Source organism: Serratia sp. 14-2641 (genome assembly GCF_001692375.1).
In the GTDB taxonomy this organism is placed as follows: domain Bacteria; phylum Pseudomonadota; class Gammaproteobacteria; order Enterobacterales; family Enterobacteriaceae; genus Chania; species Chania fonticola_C.
The window spans coordinates 256,903-275,606 of the sequence record NZ_LXKR01000088.1 but is presented as its reverse complement, the minus strand read 5'-3'; the positions used below and the strand labels follow the sequence as shown (position 1 = coordinate 275,606).

Below are 18,704 nucleotides of genomic sequence, written 5' to 3'. Positions count from 1 at the left end.
GAGCGTTAGCGGTTAAACCACTTATAATCCAGTGAGTAACGGCCAGCACCGGTGACGGCAAGCAGCAGCAGGCCAGCGATAATACTGATGTTTTTAAAGAAGTTGATTTCGTTGCCGATCATTTCTGCCCCGCTAAAACGCCAGAACGGGTGGCCGATAAAGGCGGTACCCAGCACATAGAGCGCATAAATGATGGCTATCGGCCGGGTGAAGGCCCCCAGCACGATGAAGATACCGAAAATGAACTCCACCACCACGGCGACAACTGCGGCCAGGTAAGGCATTGGCGTACCGTAGCCCTCCATCGCCGTGACCGTGGCACCAAAGTTGGTCAGCTTCATCCAACCGAAAATCAGAAACAGGATCATCAGCAAAATTCTGGCCAACAGAATGGTGCCGTCTTTTAAACTTTCGCTCATTGTGAACCCCTTAACCACTACCCAAAATAGGTTGCTGTACCAGGTAAATACTAGATCAACTTCACTTTTTATCCAGGGACATGGCTTGAGGGAGCAAACGGAATATCAGCAGACGCCGAAGTCGTCGTCTTCGTGATAGGGGTTCACTTCATTGGCCTGCACCTCGGTCTGTTGCTCGACCCCTAGTTCGACCCAACTGCATATCAGCGCCTCGCCATCCTCTTCGATAACGGTCATTTTTGGCCCACCGGTTTTACGCTGCACAAAATCACCTACGCTAAATGACATATCGTTTCTCCAGATCTGTTAGGGGGAAAACTGAGTATAGGAGACCGCAGGCATTCCTCTATAAACATTCCTCAACGGCCACCTTACGTAGGGAGGCGTTCGCTCAGATGCCCGGTGAATTGCCGTTTGTGCCTGAATTGGTTAAGTATTATGCTGGCAGCAGGAAAATCACTCTAGTTAGGGAACATCTATGACAATTGAAATTCGCCCGGCGGTGAAAGCCGATGCCAAGCTCATTCTGGATATGATTATTGAACTGGCCGTGTACGAAAAGGCTCGTGATGAGGTACGCACCAACCAGGCAGAGATCGAAGAAAGCCTGTTTGGCCCCAACGCCTGCGCAGAGGCGCTGATTTGCAGTGTCAATGGTGAGCCAGCAGGCTATGCGGTGTTCTTTATGAGCTACTCGACCTGGCTGGGTAAGAACGGCATCTACCTGGAAGATTTGTATATCACGCCCAAGTTCCGTGGGGCGGGAACGGGCAAAGCCTTGCTGCGCCATATCGCTCAGCTTGCTTGCGAGCGCCGTTGCGGACGCCTGGAATGGAGCGTGCTGGACTGGAATCAGCCAGCGATTGATTTCTATCTCAGCATTGGTGCGGCTCCGCAAGATGAATGGGTGCGCTATCGTATGGAAGGCAAGGTACTCGAGCAGTTTGCCATGTCTTGATCTGCGCCCGCTTCGGGGGAGGCATCTCCTCCGAAGGCTGAGATTTAATGCTTTTTTCCACCTCTGGCGCTATCCTCCCGCAATAGTGCTGCACCAATACCTTCATTTCCTGCTCGTTTCTCCCCCTGCTTTGTCCTGTGAGGTTTCCTACAACACCCATCGATGGGCGGCTTTGCCTCGCCTGGTTACACTAAAGCCAAGAAAAATAAGGAGGTCTTATGCGGGACATTCAACAGGTTTTGGGGCGTTGGGGCGTGTGGGCACGGGAAAGTTCTTCTCTGGGATATTCGCATATCGCCGCCGGTTTTAAAGGGTTGCTGCCGGGCAGTAGCAAACAGCAGGCCTCTTGCTGTGACGAGGACGGCTTGGTGGTGGATCGCGCCGTTGCTCACCTCCAGGCCCTACGTCAGCCGGAGGAGTTGGAACTGATCTTGCGTTACTACGTTTACGGGCAATCGAAGTCCGCCATTGCTCGCGGCTGGAAATGTTCGGAAGGCCGGGTAAGGCAGCAGATGCAGGTGGCAGAAAGTTTTATTGAGGGTTGTCTGGTCAGTCAGAATATTCGTTTAGACATGGATAGATAAACTATTACCGATAATAAAAATTAAAGACTTTTTAAATTGAAGTAATTACTACCCCGCAATGCGGGGTGGTTTTGTTATTTTAAATTAATGGCGAAAAATAATTTAATAAAAATCTATTCGCTACGAGTTTTATCTAGTAAATTGATAGCGTGGTTATTGCGTTTCGCAGTTGATAAAATATTTTTTAAAATAAACTTCTCGCTACGAAATATATCAGCTAGAGTGCTATTACTGGTTTAACCCAAGGTGATGCACTCTTATCAATAGGGTTAAACCAGGAGGCGCTATGAGCACCTTGCGTATCAATGATTTGTTTGAGTCCAGGTTAACGGCCTGGGCTGAAGAGAATGATATTAAATACACCTTGGCTAACGTGACGTTTACGGCGGATGACGATCTTCATCTGGAACCGTTTATTGCTCCGGAGCCTGCGGTGGCGTTAGGTATTTCCCAAGAGGTGCAGACCTACAGCGGGAATTATCAGGTTAATATTGTGATGAAAAAAGGGACAGGAGCGAAAACTGGCTATCAACTGGCGGAGGAGATTATCTCATTATTCCCCAGGGGACTAGTGCTGGCGGACGATGCTTTTAACTGTTATGTCAATGCTGGTGGCAATATCCTGCCAGCGATTGCCAAGGATGAATTATATACCCTACCAGTCACCATCGGTTATTGGGCTGGGTATTAATAACACACTAGTGTAGTAAACATCGCTGGGGGGAACTCTCCAGCAAGTAAACCAAGCATACCGCCATTCGGCGGTTTTTTTATATCTGAAATTGGAGAATTACCATGGGTTTTGCATTACCAAATGGCGCCACCGTATTTGCTGGCGCGCCAACAGCACCAGGCGTAGTAACCACCGCAGTCAGCAATGCTAACGGCGCCGTATTTACCGTGGCCACCGGCCACACTCTGAAAGTGGGTGACATCGTGATGGTACGCTCCGGTTGGGGCCTGATCGACAGCCTGGTGGCCAAGATCACTGCCCAAGTGGATACCAGCATCACCATCGGTGCCATCAATACCACCGACGTGAGCTTCTTCCCGGCCGGTGGCGGCAAAGGCTCCTTGCAGAAGATCGCCAGCTGGACGCAAATTCCTCAGATCACCGAGGTAGCGCAGTCTGGCGGCGATCAGCAATACGTGCAGGTGCAGTTCCTGGAAGACGATCGTCAGCGTAACCTGGCCACCTTTAAAGCGGCCAAAACGCAGACCTTTACCTTTGCGCATGATGCTTCTCAGCCGATCTACAGCCTGCTGCAGGATGCCGATCGCAATGGCATCACGCTGGCGTTCTACATGCATGTGCCAAAAGCCAAGGAGCTGCGCTACTGGTCTGCGGTACCGGCTTTTGATCCGCAACCCACCACCGCGGTTAACCAGGTTGAAACCGTACAGGTGGCGCTGGCGGTGCAGTCTTGCGATATGACGTTCTATAAAGTGACTGCTTAATCAGTCCATCAACGAGCCCGATATTTTTCGGGCTCGATTTTTTGCCGAATTATTTAACGATAGAGAGATAATCATGACCGAATTTAATCTGACACCGAATCCAACCTTTAAAGTCGATGTCAGTATTCCTCGCGCAGGTGACAGTGATGGGGTATTGACGTTTACTTTCAAACACAAAAAGCGCAGTGAATTGGAAAAACTGGAGAAAGCGCTTCGTGAGGCCAGCGAAGAGCAGTTGAGCTCTGGCAACTATAGCAATCTACCGATGGCCGACTTCTTACGTGAGATCTGCGCCACTTGGACTTTACCCGATGAGTTGAATCAGGAAAGTCTAATCACTTTGCTGGACAACTATCCACGTGCTTTTGATGCTATCGCTACGGCTTATACCAAAGAGCTGATGGCGGTACGAGAAAAAAACTAATCGCGCTTGCTGAAGCCTTCTATTCTCCGGAAACGCCCCGTGAAGAACTGGCTGCATTTGGTCTATCTGCCGATGACTATGAAACAACCGTTCTCGATGTTTGGCCAGATATGCAGCCTGCATTCCAACTTTTTCAAGCGATGGCAACCCAATGGCGTACCGGTATGGGAGGTATTACGGGGTTAGATTACAATTGCCTTCCCTGGTTAATGCGGGTTTATGCCGTGGAGGATGAAGCAAGCGTGTTAAATGACATCCGAATTATGGAAACCGCAGCGCTTAAGGTGATCCACCAAAAATAATCGTCTGCGATGATGCCAGCCTTGAGCTGGCTTTATTGTTATAGCCAGGAGTAAGGCATGGCAGATATTACAACTATGACGCTGCGTGTTAATGCCAGTGATTTGCAGCGAGCTAATAGAGATCTGGTTGATTTGCAAAGCAACATTTCTGTGGCCACGGGTCGATTCGAAATGTTGAATCGTACGTTACGCAGTGGAATGCAGGAGATCAGCCGTTATAGCAATATTGGTAGACAACTGTCTCAGCTAGGAGATAGTACCAATGCTTTTATAATTAACTTGAAAAGAAGCACTGCCGCAATAGAGGAGTACCGGCAAGCGCTGGAAGGGATGCAAGGACAAGCTTCGAATACAGCTTCCATTTCTGGCTCTCCCTCAGGGGATTTTGGTTGGAAAGAGGCTTTGGACCAAGGTTCACAGCTAGTAGATACCTATGATCAGGTGCAGAAATTACTTGCTCCATTAGGAAGGATGGGACCTCTGATTGCTGTAGCTGTGGGCACTACAGCATTACTGGGTACTGCATATTACCAAGGTGCCAAAGAGGCCGAAGAGTTTAACAAACAGTTAATTCTTACCGGCAACTACGCAGGTAAATCATCTTCCCAGTTACAAGAAATGGCAAAAGCCATCTCGGGTGATGGAATTACACAGCATACTGCTGCAGGTATACTTGCTCAGGTAGTTGGTTCAGGTTCATTCAACGCAAGCCAACTAGAAACGGTAGCTAAGACTGCAGCTGCAATGCAGGAAGCAACTGGCCAATCTGTTGATACAACCATAAAGAACTTCCAGAGACTTTATGACAGTCCGACTAAAAGTTCTGTAGAGTTAAATAAACAGATGCATTATTTAACCTCATCCCAGTACGAGTATATTTCGTCATTAGAGAAACGAGGTTACAAGGAGGAAGCTGGTGAGGCTGCTGCGAAAGTATACAGTGAGGCCGAGCAGCAGCGTAGCAGAAAAATTTTAGATAATCTTGGCTTGATAGAACGAGCGATTAAAGCTGTAAATGATGCTAAAAAGTCTATGTGGGACGCGTTACAAAATATTGGGCGCCCTGTATCAATGGAAAATCAGCTTGCGGAATTACAGAGTGAGCTTGATAATCGACAAAAGGCACTTTTACCTGAACGAGAAAAACCGGTCTCATATGGTTATACCAGCATGATTGGAGAAGGGTTAGGTGGAGATGACTATGAGCAGCGAAGATATAACGGACTTGCTAGAATCAATGATTTAAAATCGCAAATAGCATTAATACAGAAAGTTATAGATTTGAATGGTGTTGTTACGACATCAGCTAATAATGCAACGCAAGCTGATGAAGCCAGAACGGCGTCCCTAAAATATCAAAATGATATATTATCCAAAAATCAGTCATGGCAACAAAAACGTAACATCGCCTTAACTGAGCTTTGGCAGATGGTCGCAAAAGCCCCGAAAGATTGGAGTGATGAAGATCGTAAAAAAGCAGTTGGCCAGATCAATGCTGATAATAAACCGCCAGTAGCTGTAAGTTCTCCTAGGTATTATGACGAACAGCCCTCGAGCATACTCAAACAAGAGCAAGAGCGGTTGGCTTTATTGAATGATGAAAATCATGCACTCAAGATCCAGGATAATAAGCTTGTCAGCCTTACCGATGGAGGGAAACGTCTAGCGATGCTGGATAGGGAAATAAATCATCTTCGTGGGGAAAACCGTCTGTCATTGCAGGAACAATCCATACTCAAGGGTAAAGAGGCGTTAAGAACGGCAATCCTTGAAACTGAGCAGCAGGAAAAGTTTAATCAGGAAAAACGCCAAGGCTTGGAATTAGAGCTTAATATGGCTCAGTACGCCAGAACGGTGAAAAACCGTTCGGTACAAGAGTTGGAGAAGTATGGGCTAAGTAATCGGGATCAGTCTCGCTTTGATGAGCGCAATCAGCTGAAAAATGCTTTCATTGAGGGGGGCGGCAAATTTGGTATTGACGATAAAGCCACAGGACCTGGTGCAGAGAAATATAATATAGCTAGAGATACTCAGGATCAATTCTATGTTGATGATGATAAAAAACGCGGGGATTGGCTGCTAGGAGCACAAAAAGGCTGGAGTGAGTATCTGGACTCCGCCACTAATGTGTACGACTCAATGGCCAATATCGGTCAGGCCACCTTTAGCGGTTTATCAGACATGCTTACCAGCATGGTGACCACTGGCAAAGCCAATTTCCAAGAGTTTACTGCCTCAATCCTGAAAATGATTATCCAGGTGATTAACCAACTGCTGGTAGCCTTTGTCATGCAAAAAGCTATGGGTTGGATTGGTGGTGCGTTTACTCCTGCTGCCACAGGGAAATCCAGCGGTGGTTATACCGGTGACGGCGGCAAATACGATCAGGCGGGGGTGGTACACCGTGGCGAGTTCGTGATGACCAAAGAAGCTACCCAGCGGATCGGCGTGGGCAATCTCTATGCCATGATGCGCGGCTATGCGGAGGGGGGCCTGGTGGGCGGAAATAAAGCCCCGATGTACGGCCTGGCGGCAGAGCAGGGGGGCGGCATTACGGTCAACAGCACCGTGGTCATGAACAATGACGGCTCCGCGAATGCGGCTAATAGCTCCTCTGCCGGTGACGGCATGGGCAAGCTGGTGCAGGGCATTGTTAATCAGGCAATCACCGAACGTTTGGGCAAAGAGCTCAAGCCGGGCGGCCTGATCTGGAATGCCTCAGCGGCCCGCTGAATCTCTTTATCAATCATCAATAGTAACAACCGCAGTCTGGCATTAGGCCCCATTAATTTCTCCTCAATCGTTATTTCTCCTCACCCCAACCCTCTCCCACAGGGAGAGGGAGCTGGTATGGCGCCGTGTTCAGGTACATAAGTAACCTGTAACAAGGGTGATAGGAAAGACGAATGCATGATCCAATATGTGGCACGTACTGTCCCCTCTCCCTGTGGGAGAGGGTTAGGGTGAGGGGTAATTCGGGCCCAGCGACTGACGGTTATTACTGCTCGGAGTCTTTATGCTTATCGATACTTTCCAATGGCAAACCCAGGCCTCGCCTAGCGGTAACTTTGTCCATAACGTCAGAAGTGCGCAGTTTGGCGATGGCTATAAACAGGTCAGCAGCAATGGGCTGAACCAGGCGGTGCAGCAGTGGCAGTTGGCCTATACCGGCCATCCGGCCGTGACCCAGTCGATGCTGGCCTTTTTAAATCAACACGTGCTCGTCGCCTTTTTCTGGACGCCGCCCAACGGCAAGAAAGCGCTATTTCGCGTCAAGTCGGATTCAATCTCCGTCACGCCGCTTGCGCGCAATGTGGAGGCGTTGAGTTTTGCCTTTGAACAAGCCTTCGGCGTATAGGTGCAATCATGTCATTTAACAGTGAAGTGCAAAAGCTGGCGCCAGGGGAACTGATCCAGCTGATTGAAATTGATGGCACCGCTTTTGGCGCGGCCATTATGCGCTTTCATGCGCACAATATCCCCCACACTCAGGCCGAGATCGCGGCGGCGGGCAACGATGCCCAGCGGCTGAAACCAAAATCGATCTGGTGGCAGGGAAACGAGTATGAGGCCTATCCCTACGAGATCACCGGCCTGGCAGCAACCAGCGACGGTTCACAACCAACGCCCAGGCTCAGCGTCGCCAACCTCAGCAATCTGGTGTCTTCGTTGTGTCTGACCTTCAACGACATGGTGCAGGCGAAAGTGCGGGTGCATGACACCTTTGCCAAATACCTGGATGCGGTCAACTTCCCCGAGGGGAACGCTTTGGCTGATGCTTCGCAGGAGCGAGTGCAGGTTTTCTACATCGACAGCAAAAGCACCGAAACCAACAGCGTGGTGGAGTTCCAGCTTTGTACACCGTTCGATCTGCAAGGCCAGCAACTGCCCTCGCGGCAAATTCACGGGCTTTGCACCTGGTGCATCCGGGGTTGGTACCGTAGCGGCAGAGGTTGCGATTACAGCGGCGGGGCCTGTTTTGATAAGGACGATGAACCGATCGACGATCCGGCGTTGGATGTCTGCGGTGGCCGGGTATCCTCCTGTAAAAAACGCTTCGGTGATGCACAACCCCTGGCCTTTGGCGGGTTCCCTGGCTCCAACCTGTTGGGGAGGTAATGATGCAGGCTGAAATCATGCAGGCCATTTGTGAGCATGCCGCAACGGAGTATCCCAATGAGTCCTGCGGTTTTGTGGTGCAGAACGGGCGTAAGGCGCGTTATTTGCCATGCCGCAATGTGGCGGAAAACGCGTTGGATAACTTTGTCATTTCCCCTCAGGAATACGCGCAGGCGGAAGATCAAGGCGAGATCATTCGCATCATTCACAGTCATCCTGATGTGCCCGTATTGATCCCATCGGAGATGGATCGCCTGCAGTGCGATCACTCGGGCATTGTCTGGGGCATCGTCTCGTGGCCGGAAGGAGATTACACCGAAGTTGTGCCACGTGGTGAGCGGCCGTTGGTTGGGCGCAGCTGGCTGTTGGGGCATGCCGACTGCTGGTCATTGATCCGGGATTATTATCGCCAGGAACACGGCATCGCGCTGAATGATTACTCGGTAGAACATGAATGGTGGATCGACGGCAAAACCCGCCTGTATGACGATCACTGGTACGCCGAAGGGTTCCGAGAATTTCAGGGGCCGATGCGCGCGGGCGACATGATCATGATGCAGGTTTCAGCCCCGGTTACCAACCACGCGGGTATCTATCTGGGGGACGGCATGATGCTGCATCACCTGTTCGGCCAACTGAGCCAGCGTTATCCCTACAGCGGATATTTTCAGGAGCGGACGGTACGCGTAGTCCGCAGGAAGGAGCTTCTATGATGCAAACAACAAGACTGATCCGGTTGGGTGGCCAACTGGGTAAAAAGTTCGGTAAGACCCATCGACTGGTGGTGGCGGATACTCGCGAAGCACTGCGGGCGCTGTGTATCACCTTGCCCGGATTTGAGAGCTTTATGATGAATGCCCATAAGGACGGCGTGCAGTTTGCCTTCTTCAATGGCTCGCAGAATATCGGCCTGGCCGAGTTTGCTACCTCTAAAGGCAGCGCCGATATCCGCATTATGCCGGTGATTGCCGGGAGTAAAAATGCCGGGATGTTCCAGATTGTGATTGGGGTGGCGGCTCTGGTGGGGGCATTCTTCACCGCAGGTGGAACGATGGCATTATGGGGGACACAACTGGCAGCTGGCGCTGCAGCGGTAACCGGTTTAACCATGATGGGAGCTTCGATGGTGCTGGGCGGTGTCATGCAACTGATGACGCCACAGCCGGATTTCGGCATGTCCTCTTCACAATCGGTGGAAAACAAACCTTCCTATGCCTTTGGTTCACCGGTCAACACCACGGCGCAGGGCTACCCAGTGCCGGTGCTTTACGGCGAACGGGAAATCGGTGGCGCGGTGATTTCTGCCGGTATTTACGCCGAAAATCAGCAATAACGCCCTTTTAGGGCATTTTTCTACAGGTCGCATTCGCGGCCTTTTTTTATGGGCGCAATATGACAAAGTTAACTATTCATGGGCGCAAGGGCGGTGGTGGATCGGCGCATACGCCGGTTGAAGCTCCCGATGATTTGCAGTCCAACGCTAAAATCAAAATCCTGCTGGCGCTGTCTGAAGGGGAAATTGCCGGTGAGTTAGACGGCACCCGCATCCTGCTCGACGGCACCCCGGTACATAACCCTGATGGCAGTGAAAACTTTACCGGCCTGAAGTGGGAGGTGCGTAACGGCACCCAGACTCAGGATTATATCCAGGGCATGCCGGATGTAGAGTCTGAAACCCCGGTCAACGTTAAGCTGACCACCACTAACGTCTGGACCAAAACCTTCACCCGAACCGATATCGACGCGCTGCGCATACGCATGGGCTTCCCGGCGCTGTTCCAGCAGGAAGATAACGGCGATATGAACGGTTCGCTGGTGGAATATCTGATCGAGCTTTCCACTGACGGCGGAGCCTATAAAACCGTGGTCACCGGTACGCTAAAGGGCAAAACCACCAGCCTGTACGAGCGCGATCACCGGATTAATCTACCTAAGGCAACCACCAGTTGGACGCTGCGCATCAAGCGCATCACCCCGGACTCAACCAGCAGCAAGCTGGTAAATACTACCCAGATCCAGACCTACACCGAAATCGTAGACGCCAAGTTCCGCTATCCCAACACCGCCTTGCTGTTTATCGAGTTCGATGCCCAGCAGTTCAGTTCAGTGCCGAAAATTACGCTCAAGCCGAAGGGCAAAATCATCCGTGTGCCGGCCAACTACAATCCGTTGGCGCGGACCTACAACGGCAATTGGGATGGCAGCTTTAAATGGGCCTGGAGCAACAACCCTGCCTGGGTGTTTTACGATATCGCGCTGGACAAGAATTACGGCTTAGGCAACCGGGTAACCGCCGCCGAGATCGACAAATGGGGGCTGTACAGCATCGCGCAGTATTGCGATGAGCTGATTGATGATGGTTTGGGGGGCGGCGGTAAAGAGCCGCGTTTCCTGTGCGACGTGTATATCCAGTCGCAGCAGGATGCCTACACCGTATTGCGGGATATCGCCGCCATCTTCCGCGGTATCACCTACTGGGGCAACGACCAGCTGTTTGCCTACGCGGATATGCCGCGCGATGTGGATTTCGTTTATTCGCGGGCCAACGTCATCGGTGGTGAATTTGCCTATGCGTCGGGTTCTTACAAGAATCGCTATACCTCTGCGCTGGTGAAATGGGGCGATCCGGCCAACCATTATGCCGACGCGGTGGAAGCGGCTTACGATAACGAACTGGTGAAGCGCTACGGCGTTAACCAGACTGAAATCACCGCCATTGGCTGTACGCGGCGCACCGAGGCTCACCGCCGTGGGCGCTGGGCGATCCTGAGTAACGCCAAAGATCGTACCGTCAGCTTTACCGTCGGGTTGGACGGCAATATCCCGCTGCCAGCTCGGATCATCGGCATTGCGGATGCCATGCTGGCAGGCAAGACCAACGGTGGGCGCATCCATTCCGCGCAGGATCGCGTGGTGGTGCTGGATCGTGAAGTAGCGTTCGGCAAAGGCGATCGCCTGATCGTCAATCTGCCAGACGGCACGGCGCAGGCTCGCACCATCGCCAGTATCGCGGCGGACAAGCTTACGGTGACGCTGACCGCCCCGTTCCGCCAGCAACCAGAGCCTGAAGCGGTCTGGAGTATCGATTCCGATAGCCTGGCGATCCAGCAGTTCCGCGTGGTGTCGGTCCAGTCCAACGATGATGGCACCTTCGCCATTAACGCCGTTGAGCACGATCCGGATAAATACGCCTTTATCGATAACGGCATCCACCTGGATGCGCCGCCAATCACTGTGACGCCACCAGGAGCGATGCCTGCTCCGGCGAATATCACTCTCTCGCGCTACGACTATGTCAGCCAGGGGATTAACGTTGCCTCAATGCGGGTGCAGTGGCGGGCCGTTGCTGGCGCGGTGACCTATGAAGCCCAGTGGCGTAAAGATAATGGCAACTGGGTAAATGTGGGGGCGACGCCTTCGCTCGGGTTTGACGTTAACGGCATTTATGCCGGTAACTACGATGTGCGAGTACGAGCGGTGAATGCGGTGGGTGTTTCCTCGCAGTGGGGGCACGCCGAGCCGAGTTATCTGGCAGGCAAAGCGGGCTCGCCACCCAATATTGTCTCGTTGGCGGCAACCAAAGATGTGGTGTTTGGCATCCAGCTTTCCTGGCGATTTGGCCAGAACTCTGCCGACGGCCTGAAAACCACCCTGATGGTAGCCAGCCGGGCAGATTTCGCCGATGAACGCTTACTGGCCGATGTGCCTTATCCGCAGCATCGCTATGACATGCAAGGCCTACGTGCCGGGCAAGTGCTTTACTTCCGCGCGGCCTTTACCGACAAAACCGGCAACCAGTCCGACTGGAGCGAGTTTGTACGCGGGATGGCTTCGGACAGCGCGGACGTGGTGCTGGCGCAGATCGCACAAAGCATTACCGAGACCGAACTGGGCAAAGATCTGTTGGAGAAAATCAACAGCCTGCCTTCGGATCAGAACGTGCAGGATCTTGCCGAGAAGATCGCCCAGGCGCAGGCCGATATCGAGGCGAACAGGGATGCGCTGCAAGGGGATGTTGATACCCTGCAAGCAGCGCTGAACAAGGTTAATGCCGAGCTTGCAGGCCGGAATGCCGATCTGAGCAATGCTGTCGACGTGCTGCAACAGGATTTGATGCAGCTGGGCAAAGCTGCCATCGAAAACAGCCTGACCATCGAGCATAACCGCCAAAAACTCTCCCAGGCCCAGGAGGCACTGAATAGCGATATCAAGGATGCGCGCGGGGAAATTGACAGTACCCGAGCCAGCTTGACGCGTGCAGATGCTGAACTGCAGGCCAAGGTCGATGCCCTTACCGGTGGCACCAACGCGGCAATGGCCCAGGTCGCTTCGCAGATCACTCAATTACAGGATGATGATCAGCAACTGGCCAGCAAGCTAGACGTGGTGATTGCCAAAGCCGAAGGGAACGCCGCACAAATCGCGCAGGAGAAAGCGGCGCGTGTGGATGCCGATGGGGCGTTAGCCAAGGATATCAGCTTGGTGAAAGCCACGGCGGATAATCAGCAGGGTTTGATTATCAAGCTGGAGCAGGCGCAGGCCGATGCCGATTCTGCTTTGGCGAAGGTCGAGTCCAACGTTTCCGCCAACGCCAAGGCAATCGGCAGCAACAAGACGGAACAGGACAAGGTTAACTCGCAGGTTACGCAGAAAACCGAAGCGCTGGCCGATCAGCAGAAAACGCAGGGCCAGCAGCTCAGCGGGCTGACTTCTGAGTTTAGCGATAACCGGGCGGAGGTGACCCAACAGCTGAAAACGCTGGCGGCAACAGACTCGGCTCAGGCCCAGCAGATTTCCGGTTTGCAGGCCAGCACGGGTAGCAACACTGCGGCTATCCAGGCAGAGGCGAAATCCCGTGCCGATGCCGATGGGGCGCTGAGCCAACGGGTTGACGTGATCCAGGCGACCAGCCAGGAAAACACGGCGGCCATCACCCGCCTTGGCATCGCGCAAACCGAAGCCGAAAGCAGCACTGCCAGCCTGCAACAGGCTTTGGAAGCTACGGCCAAGGCGAATATCGAACAGGCGCTTAAACAGGACAGCGATGTTCAACGTCTGGACGAGAGCAGCGCCCGGTTAACCACGGCGCAAACCGTTTTCGCCGATCGGCAGCAGGCGCAGGCCCAGCAGATCACGCAGTTGGATGCGAACTTTGGTGATGTGTCTGCGCAGTTGCAACAGGAGATCACCACCAGGGCCAGCGAGACTGGCGCGTTGTCACAACGCTTTGACCATTTGAGCGCAGATGTCGGCAGTAATCAGGCCGAGGTGAATCAGCGTTTGCAGGCGCTGGTGGATAGCGAAAGTGCTCAAGCGTCGTTAATTACCGGTCTAGGGGCAGCCAGTGGCGAAAATAAAGCGGCGATCGCCGCTGAATCGCAAGCGCGGACCACGGCGGATGAAGCGTTATCCCGGCAATTGAGTTCGCTAGATTCTACCGTTGGGCAAAACACGGCGGCCATTAACGATCGGCTGCAGACGTTGGCCAATCAAGACTCTGCCATGGCGGAGCAGATTGGTTCATTAACGGCGACCTCTGGCGAAAACAGCGCGGCGATCGGCGAGTTGAAGCAGGCACAAAGCGATTCGGCGGGTTCGCAGGCCTCGCTCAGCAGCTCGCTTGAAGCCATTGCCAAGGCGGATATCGAGCAGTCGTTAAAGCAGGTGGAAGACGTTATCAGCAATGACGTGGTCACCGCATCGATCAAGACCCAGCAGAACGTAATGGCGGACGATCAGCACGCCCAGGCGCAGCAGATCACCGAATTACGGGCAAGCTTTGGTGATGTTGATGCGCGCTTGATGACGGAACAGACGGTGCGTGCGGAAGCTGACAAGGCGTTATCCCAGCAGGTGACAGCGCTGGCGGGCACCGTGGGGGACAACAATGCCCAACTCAATCAGCAACTGCAGGTGCTGGTGGATACGGACAGCGCCCAGGCCAAGCTGATTAACGACCTGACCAGCCGAACAGGGGCGAATGAGGCCTCGGTAACCGCTTTGAGCCAAACGCTGACCGATAGCAATAGCGCGACGGCTCAGCAAATTGGCGCTTTGCAATCCGCTACCGGTGACAATACTTCGGCGATTACCTCACTGTCGAAAACCGTGACCGATAACCAATCAGCAACGGCCAACGATATCAAGTTATTGAATACGGCGGTGGGGGATAACAAGGCGGCAGTCCAGCAGGTGAGTTCTGCGCAGGCGACCTTGGATGGCAAGGTTTCCGCAACCTGGTCGGTAAAAGTTGAAACCAGTAAGAAGGGGGAAAGCAGCGTTGCTGGTTTGGCATTGGGGGTTGATGACGCGGGGAACCGGCAATTCCTGGTGCGGGCCGATCGATTTGCCTTGGTGACCAAAGATGAGGGCAATGTGTCTGTTCCCTTCGCGGTGCAAAATGGCCAGACGTTTATTAACTCGGCGTTTATTGCTGATGGGACGATTACTAATGCAAAAATAACGGGTTGGATAGGCTCTGATAACTTCATTGATGGAAGGCAGGGCTGGGCTATCAATAAGTCTGACGGGAACGCTCAGTTTAATCAGGTTTCTGTTCGTGGGCATATCGAGGCTTCATCTGGAACGTTTAATAATGTAGTGATAAATGAAAACTGTACTGTAAAAGGAACAGTCTATGCCGAGCGTATAGATGGTGAAATCTCAAACTCGGCAGTGATTCCGACAATATCTTATGAAAATAACTCAAAGGGTGGTTATTTTTATTTTGACCGTGAGTTACAGCTTTACGGACGCTATCGTTATAATATGATGTGCATTTTAGATCTTGGGGTTTTTATTACCTCCGTCAATAATTTTAATGGTAGTTCATGGTTAGAGATCGAAGTTTATAAAAATGGTATTAGTGCCTACAAGGAAAGGTTTGATGGCATGAAAACGGGGGATACATTGTCTAATATCGTTCCAATACCCATCTATCCAGGTGAAGCTGATATTCCTATTGTGATTGAGTTTCGTCAAGTTATTCACGGGTGGTTGTCTTACAAAATAAATAAAAAAATGTTATCTATTTTTAAAACAAACCCTTCATCTATTAACTTTAAGTTCTAGTATTCAGTAAAAATACCGTAATACTTATGGAGAGTAATTCTATGTGGTACAAAACAGGTACGATCAATTTAATCGCTAATAACGCCACCGTAACCGGTACCGGCACCGCGTGGGCCGATGCCAAGTTTGGCGTGATGCCAGGCATGATTTTGTTGGCACCGGACAATAAGCTGTATGAAGTTAAACAGGTGAATAGCAATACCTCACTAACCCTTAATAGCAACTATTCCGGTTCAACGGCCAGCGGGCAGAGCTATGCGATTATCACCACTTATGAAGGTGATATCAGCCAGTTCTCCGCTCGCTTTGCCGCGATGCTCACCTTCTTCCAGGGGAGTCGCAATGATACGGTGAGCTGGTTCACTGGCTCAGGGGATATGACCTTTACCAAAGATGATGGTACAAAACTAACGGTGCCGACGTTGGCGAAGGTTCAGGCGGATTATGTTTCTAGGTCATCGACTCTTGACCAGAGTATTGCGAGTTCGGTGTTAATGTCTAAACCGACTCGCCTTGCGTCGACAACAACGCCTGAGTTTACTCCAACAACTCAAGGGGCTTGGGTATCTTGGAACCGAGATCCTTCTAGTGCGAATAGTGGTTATGCTGCTGCTACTGATTTTATAAACCACAAGGGAGGCGGCACAGGTGGATGGAACTTCTGGAATTCAAATGGTACAGCAACAAATCTATCAGCAAAACTAAGCCCAGCAGGCTTCTTTACAACAATGGGGGGGTTAACGTCATATAACGATCAGGTTATGCAGGCAAACACTGAGGGCGGGAATGTTATAATTCGTTTTAAAGGAGCAGACGGTGTAGAAAAAGGCGCCTTTTATAACTCGACCTCTACTGGCCAAATGACACTTCGTTGGGGGGGGCAGCAGCACAGTTTAATTGGTCAGGCTGATGGTCAATTAAATATCCCCAAAACGCTAACTTTTAATATGGCTTATACGACTCCTGCTGCAGTTCCTGATGTTGCAAATTTGCCGGTTATGTTTAGAGGTGCTGATACAGCTCAGTTTGCTAACCCTAATAATATAAATATTGGGACGTGGTATGGGTTTGCCGTTGTTCCTACATGCCCGGATAATATCACCGCTGCGGGTGTGACACGTGGTTCTCCAGTTTTCTATGTAAATGCTAGAACAGGTACGGCACACGTTCTAAATAATATGTATGTTGGTACCTCTGCAGTCCTAAAAGTTGGTGATCATGGTATTGGTGGGACAACCGCGCCTACGGTTAGCGATCCAAATGCAGTTGGCACAAATCAGTTTGTACGAATTCCTAGTGGTACGAAAAATTCACCTGGTACGGCTGCATGGGCCGGAATAAATTCAGGTTTTGATGGCGGTTCAAGATATCAGCTTCTATGGGAGCAAGGGACCTCTGCAGTAAACCTTCAAACGAGAATTCGCGAGCCGTTAGGAAATTGGAGCCCTTGGAAGAAAATTGTAACAGATGAGTCTGTTGCCCAAATTGTTGCGCCTTTAATTCCATCTACAGGTAATGGTGAGCGCTATTGCAAAATTGCGGAGCAAAGCATTACTACGACTGGCAATCGTGGAATGGTGTTCATGGTGACACAAGGTCGACAGTATGGTGAATTGGGGATGGATATCTCCTATATTTACTTCTGTGCAAGAGGAGCAACGACTACAGCACTTGCTGCTAATGGGCTTCATCACATAAAATTAGGTTCGACCTCTGCTAATTCTAGTGCTAATGATATTCATTGCGGTGCTGTATATAATTCTGATACATCCATGTGGGAGTTGTGGGTTTCTGGAAACGGATACAATTGCCCAAGAGTTTCTCTTATTGGCAACGTCGAAACCGGAACGATGAATGGTGTTACAACTGATGTAGATTTAGTATGGAGACCAACTAGGCCATCGGGTTACACAATTGCATCTGAAAAGCGCACTTGGACAGATTTTAACACCACCGTAGACGCCAACGGCTTCCTGAAAAAAGCCTCACCGATCGCGCGTCTCTCCAGTAACCCAGAGAAAATGCCCGACGAATACCTAGATGGCTTTACCTTGTCAGGGCTGGCGGCGGTGAATGGCGAGGCTGCGGGCGTTACCGCTGAGCGAGTCTCGGTTGGCGTATACAAAGTGACGGGTTCGCTAGGTTTCGCGCTGGAAGGTTGGAACATTGAAGTCCCACAAGACGTCAACGGTAACCGCCTGTGCTTTGTCGCTACCGAAGCGGCTGAAGACGGCACGATCACGGTCAAGGTCAGCAAACGCCGCTTTGATATTGATACCGCTGCAATCGTTGCCGGGGAGCCGATGGATATTCCTGAAGGGCGCTGGATCGATCTGCGCTTGGAGATGCCGCCGGTTGAGGAAGTTCAGAGTGAGCCAGAGCCTGAAAGCCACGAAGGCGAAATGGCGAGCGAGTAAGTTGTACCGGCAGTGAAACGGTGTTGTCCTGCAGTTGCCCAGAACCGTTTGCTGTGAATAAGCTTGGAAAGTATTGGGGGGAGGCAGCCTCCCCAATATTGGATGTTCTAAAGATGTTTACGAAACTAACAGCAATTACGCAGCGGGTTTTTGTACCGCCAGGATAAAGATCATCGGGCGTTCTTTTTCTTCATCCAGTGCTGGGTTGTCGGCAATCTGTTGAGCCGAAGGACCCCACTCGTTCAGGTAGCGGATGGTAAACCCTTGCTGGACTAACAAATTGATATAGGTGCCCAGCATACGGTGCTGCTTGATCACTCCTTCCGCCAGCCAGTTGGAAATACGTTGCCCTTCTTGCTGGTAGCCATTGATCGGCCAGGATTTTTGCCCTGCCTCATCCACTAACCAGCCCTGATGCTTTGGCGCAGTATAAATCGGGTGCTCGGCGGTAAAAATAAACTCCCCACCATTCACCAATGCCTGATAAACGGTTGCGAACAGCTTTCCGAGGTCTTCGATATAGTGCAGCGTCAGCGAGCTATAGACCAAATCAAAGCTGGCTGCTGGTAGTTGTAGCGCTTCCAGATCCTGCTGGCGGTATTCAATCGCCAGATCTTCGGTCATCTCTTTCGCCTTGCCCAACATCTTCTCTGAAAGATCCATTCCCAGTACCTGGGCTGCACCTTGCTCACGAGCGCTGCGGCAGAACCAGCCGTAGCCACAGCCAAGATCGACCACCTTTTTGCCCTGTAAATCGGGCAGGATGCTGCGGATGGTTGGCCATTCCGGCGCACCATCTAAACCCTGTACTGAACGGCTGAGTTGCGCATAGCCGTCGAAGAAGGTTTGATTGTCATAGATATTTTGCGACATAACGTCTCCTGTATTTAATAAACCGCATAACAGCGCGGCGCGTTAATGGTATTCGTTCAGCAAACAGACTGCCAACAAA

At 51.5% G+C, this 18,704-nt stretch carries 16 protein-coding genes; 13 read left to right on the top strand and 3 right to left on the bottom strand.

Translation table 11 applies throughout. From position 1 onward, the window contains the following. Positions 1-5: 5 nt before the first annotated feature. Both A6U95_RS26585 and A6U95_RS26580 read right to left on the bottom strand, forming a co-directional pair. Positions 6-419 (bottom strand): DoxX family protein, encoded by a 414-nt coding sequence (locus tag A6U95_RS26585; protein ID WP_024485123.1) that lies wholly within the window; start codon positions 417-419, stop codon positions 6-8. A gap of 105 nt (positions 420-524) precedes the next feature. Further along, positions 525-707 (bottom strand): DUF2158 domain-containing protein, encoded by a 183-nt coding sequence (locus A6U95_RS26580; protein WP_065686664.1) that lies wholly within the window; start codon positions 705-707, stop codon positions 525-527. Positions 708-897: 190 nt separating this feature from the next. Between A6U95_RS26580 and A6U95_RS26575 the strand changes: the two genes are divergently transcribed. The 13 genes from A6U95_RS26575 (at position 898) to A6U95_RS31325 (ending at position 17,752) form a co-directional block, all read left to right on the top strand. Next, a complete protein-coding gene (locus tag A6U95_RS26575; protein WP_024530931.1) occupies positions 898-1,377 on the top strand; it encodes a GNAT family N-acetyltransferase in 480 nt (159 codons plus the stop codon). Positions 1,378-1,595: 218 nt separating this feature from the next. Then, entirely contained in the window at positions 1,596-1,961 is a 366-nt protein-coding gene (locus A6U95_RS26570) for an antiterminator Q family protein (protein WP_065686663.1), read from the top strand. Between the two features lie 286 nt (positions 1,962-2,247). Next, positions 2,248-2,652, top strand: coding sequence for a phage tail terminator-like protein (locus A6U95_RS26565; RefSeq protein ID WP_065686662.1), 405 nt, complete (start codon positions 2,248-2,250; stop codon positions 2,650-2,652). A 104-nt stretch (positions 2,653-2,756) separates the two neighbouring features. Then, complete coding sequence (locus tag A6U95_RS26560) at positions 2,757-3,419, top strand: phage tail protein (RefSeq protein WP_065686661.1); 663 nt, start codon at positions 2,757-2,759, stop codon at positions 3,417-3,419. A 70-nt stretch (positions 3,420-3,489) separates the two neighbouring features. Then, positions 3,490-3,843: a phage tail assembly chaperone gene (locus A6U95_RS26555; RefSeq protein ID WP_024530934.1), complete on the top strand. Its 354-nt coding sequence runs from the start codon at positions 3,490-3,492 to the stop codon at positions 3,841-3,843. A 110-nt stretch (positions 3,844-3,953) separates the two neighbouring features. After that, positions 3,954-4,145, top strand: coding sequence for a DUF1799 domain-containing protein (locus A6U95_RS26550; RefSeq protein ID WP_024530935.1), 192 nt, complete (start codon positions 3,954-3,956; stop codon positions 4,143-4,145). Positions 4,146-4,202: 57 nt separating this feature from the next. Further along, entirely contained in the window at positions 4,203-6,878 is a 2,676-nt protein-coding gene (locus A6U95_RS26545) for a phage tail tape measure protein (RefSeq protein WP_065686659.1), read from the top strand. Between the two features lie 283 nt (positions 6,879-7,161). Next, positions 7,162-7,503 (top strand): phage tail protein, encoded by a 342-nt coding sequence (locus tag A6U95_RS26540; RefSeq protein WP_024486957.1) that lies wholly within the window; start codon positions 7,162-7,164, stop codon positions 7,501-7,503. 8 nt (positions 7,504-7,511) lie between these two features. Next, the gene (locus A6U95_RS26535) at positions 7,512-8,264 is read left to right on the top strand and encodes a phage minor tail protein L (protein ID WP_059201583.1); all 753 of its coding nucleotides are present in this window, start codon (positions 7,512-7,514) and stop codon (positions 8,262-8,264) included. Between the two features lie 2 nt (positions 8,265-8,266). Further along, positions 8,267-8,977 (top strand): C40 family peptidase, encoded by a 711-nt coding sequence (locus A6U95_RS26530; RefSeq protein ID WP_065686658.1) that lies wholly within the window; start codon positions 8,267-8,269, stop codon positions 8,975-8,977. After that, the gene (locus tag A6U95_RS26525) at positions 8,974-9,597 is read left to right on the top strand and encodes a tail assembly protein (RefSeq protein ID WP_065686657.1); all 624 of its coding nucleotides are present in this window, start codon (positions 8,974-8,976) and stop codon (positions 9,595-9,597) included. The genes A6U95_RS26530 and A6U95_RS26525 overlap by 4 nt, the downstream gene beginning before the upstream one ends. A 59-nt stretch (positions 9,598-9,656) precedes the next feature. Continuing rightward, positions 9,657-15,335, top strand: a complete 5,679-nt coding sequence (locus A6U95_RS26520) for a DUF1983 domain-containing protein (RefSeq protein WP_065686656.1) — start codon at positions 9,657-9,659, stop codon at positions 15,333-15,335. Positions 15,336-15,376: 41 nt separating this feature from the next. Continuing rightward, positions 15,377-17,752, top strand: a complete 2,376-nt coding sequence (locus tag A6U95_RS31325; RefSeq protein ID WP_065686655.1) for a hypothetical protein — start codon at positions 15,377-15,379, stop codon at positions 17,750-17,752. A gap of 135 nt (positions 17,753-17,887) precedes the next feature. Here A6U95_RS31325 and A6U95_RS26510 read toward each other — a convergent pair whose 3' ends face one another. Further along, the gene (locus tag A6U95_RS26510) at positions 17,888-18,625 is read right to left on the bottom strand and encodes a class I SAM-dependent methyltransferase (protein WP_065686654.1); all 738 of its coding nucleotides are present in this window, start codon (positions 18,623-18,625) and stop codon (positions 17,888-17,890) included. Between the last annotated feature and the right edge of the window lie 79 nt (positions 18,626-18,704).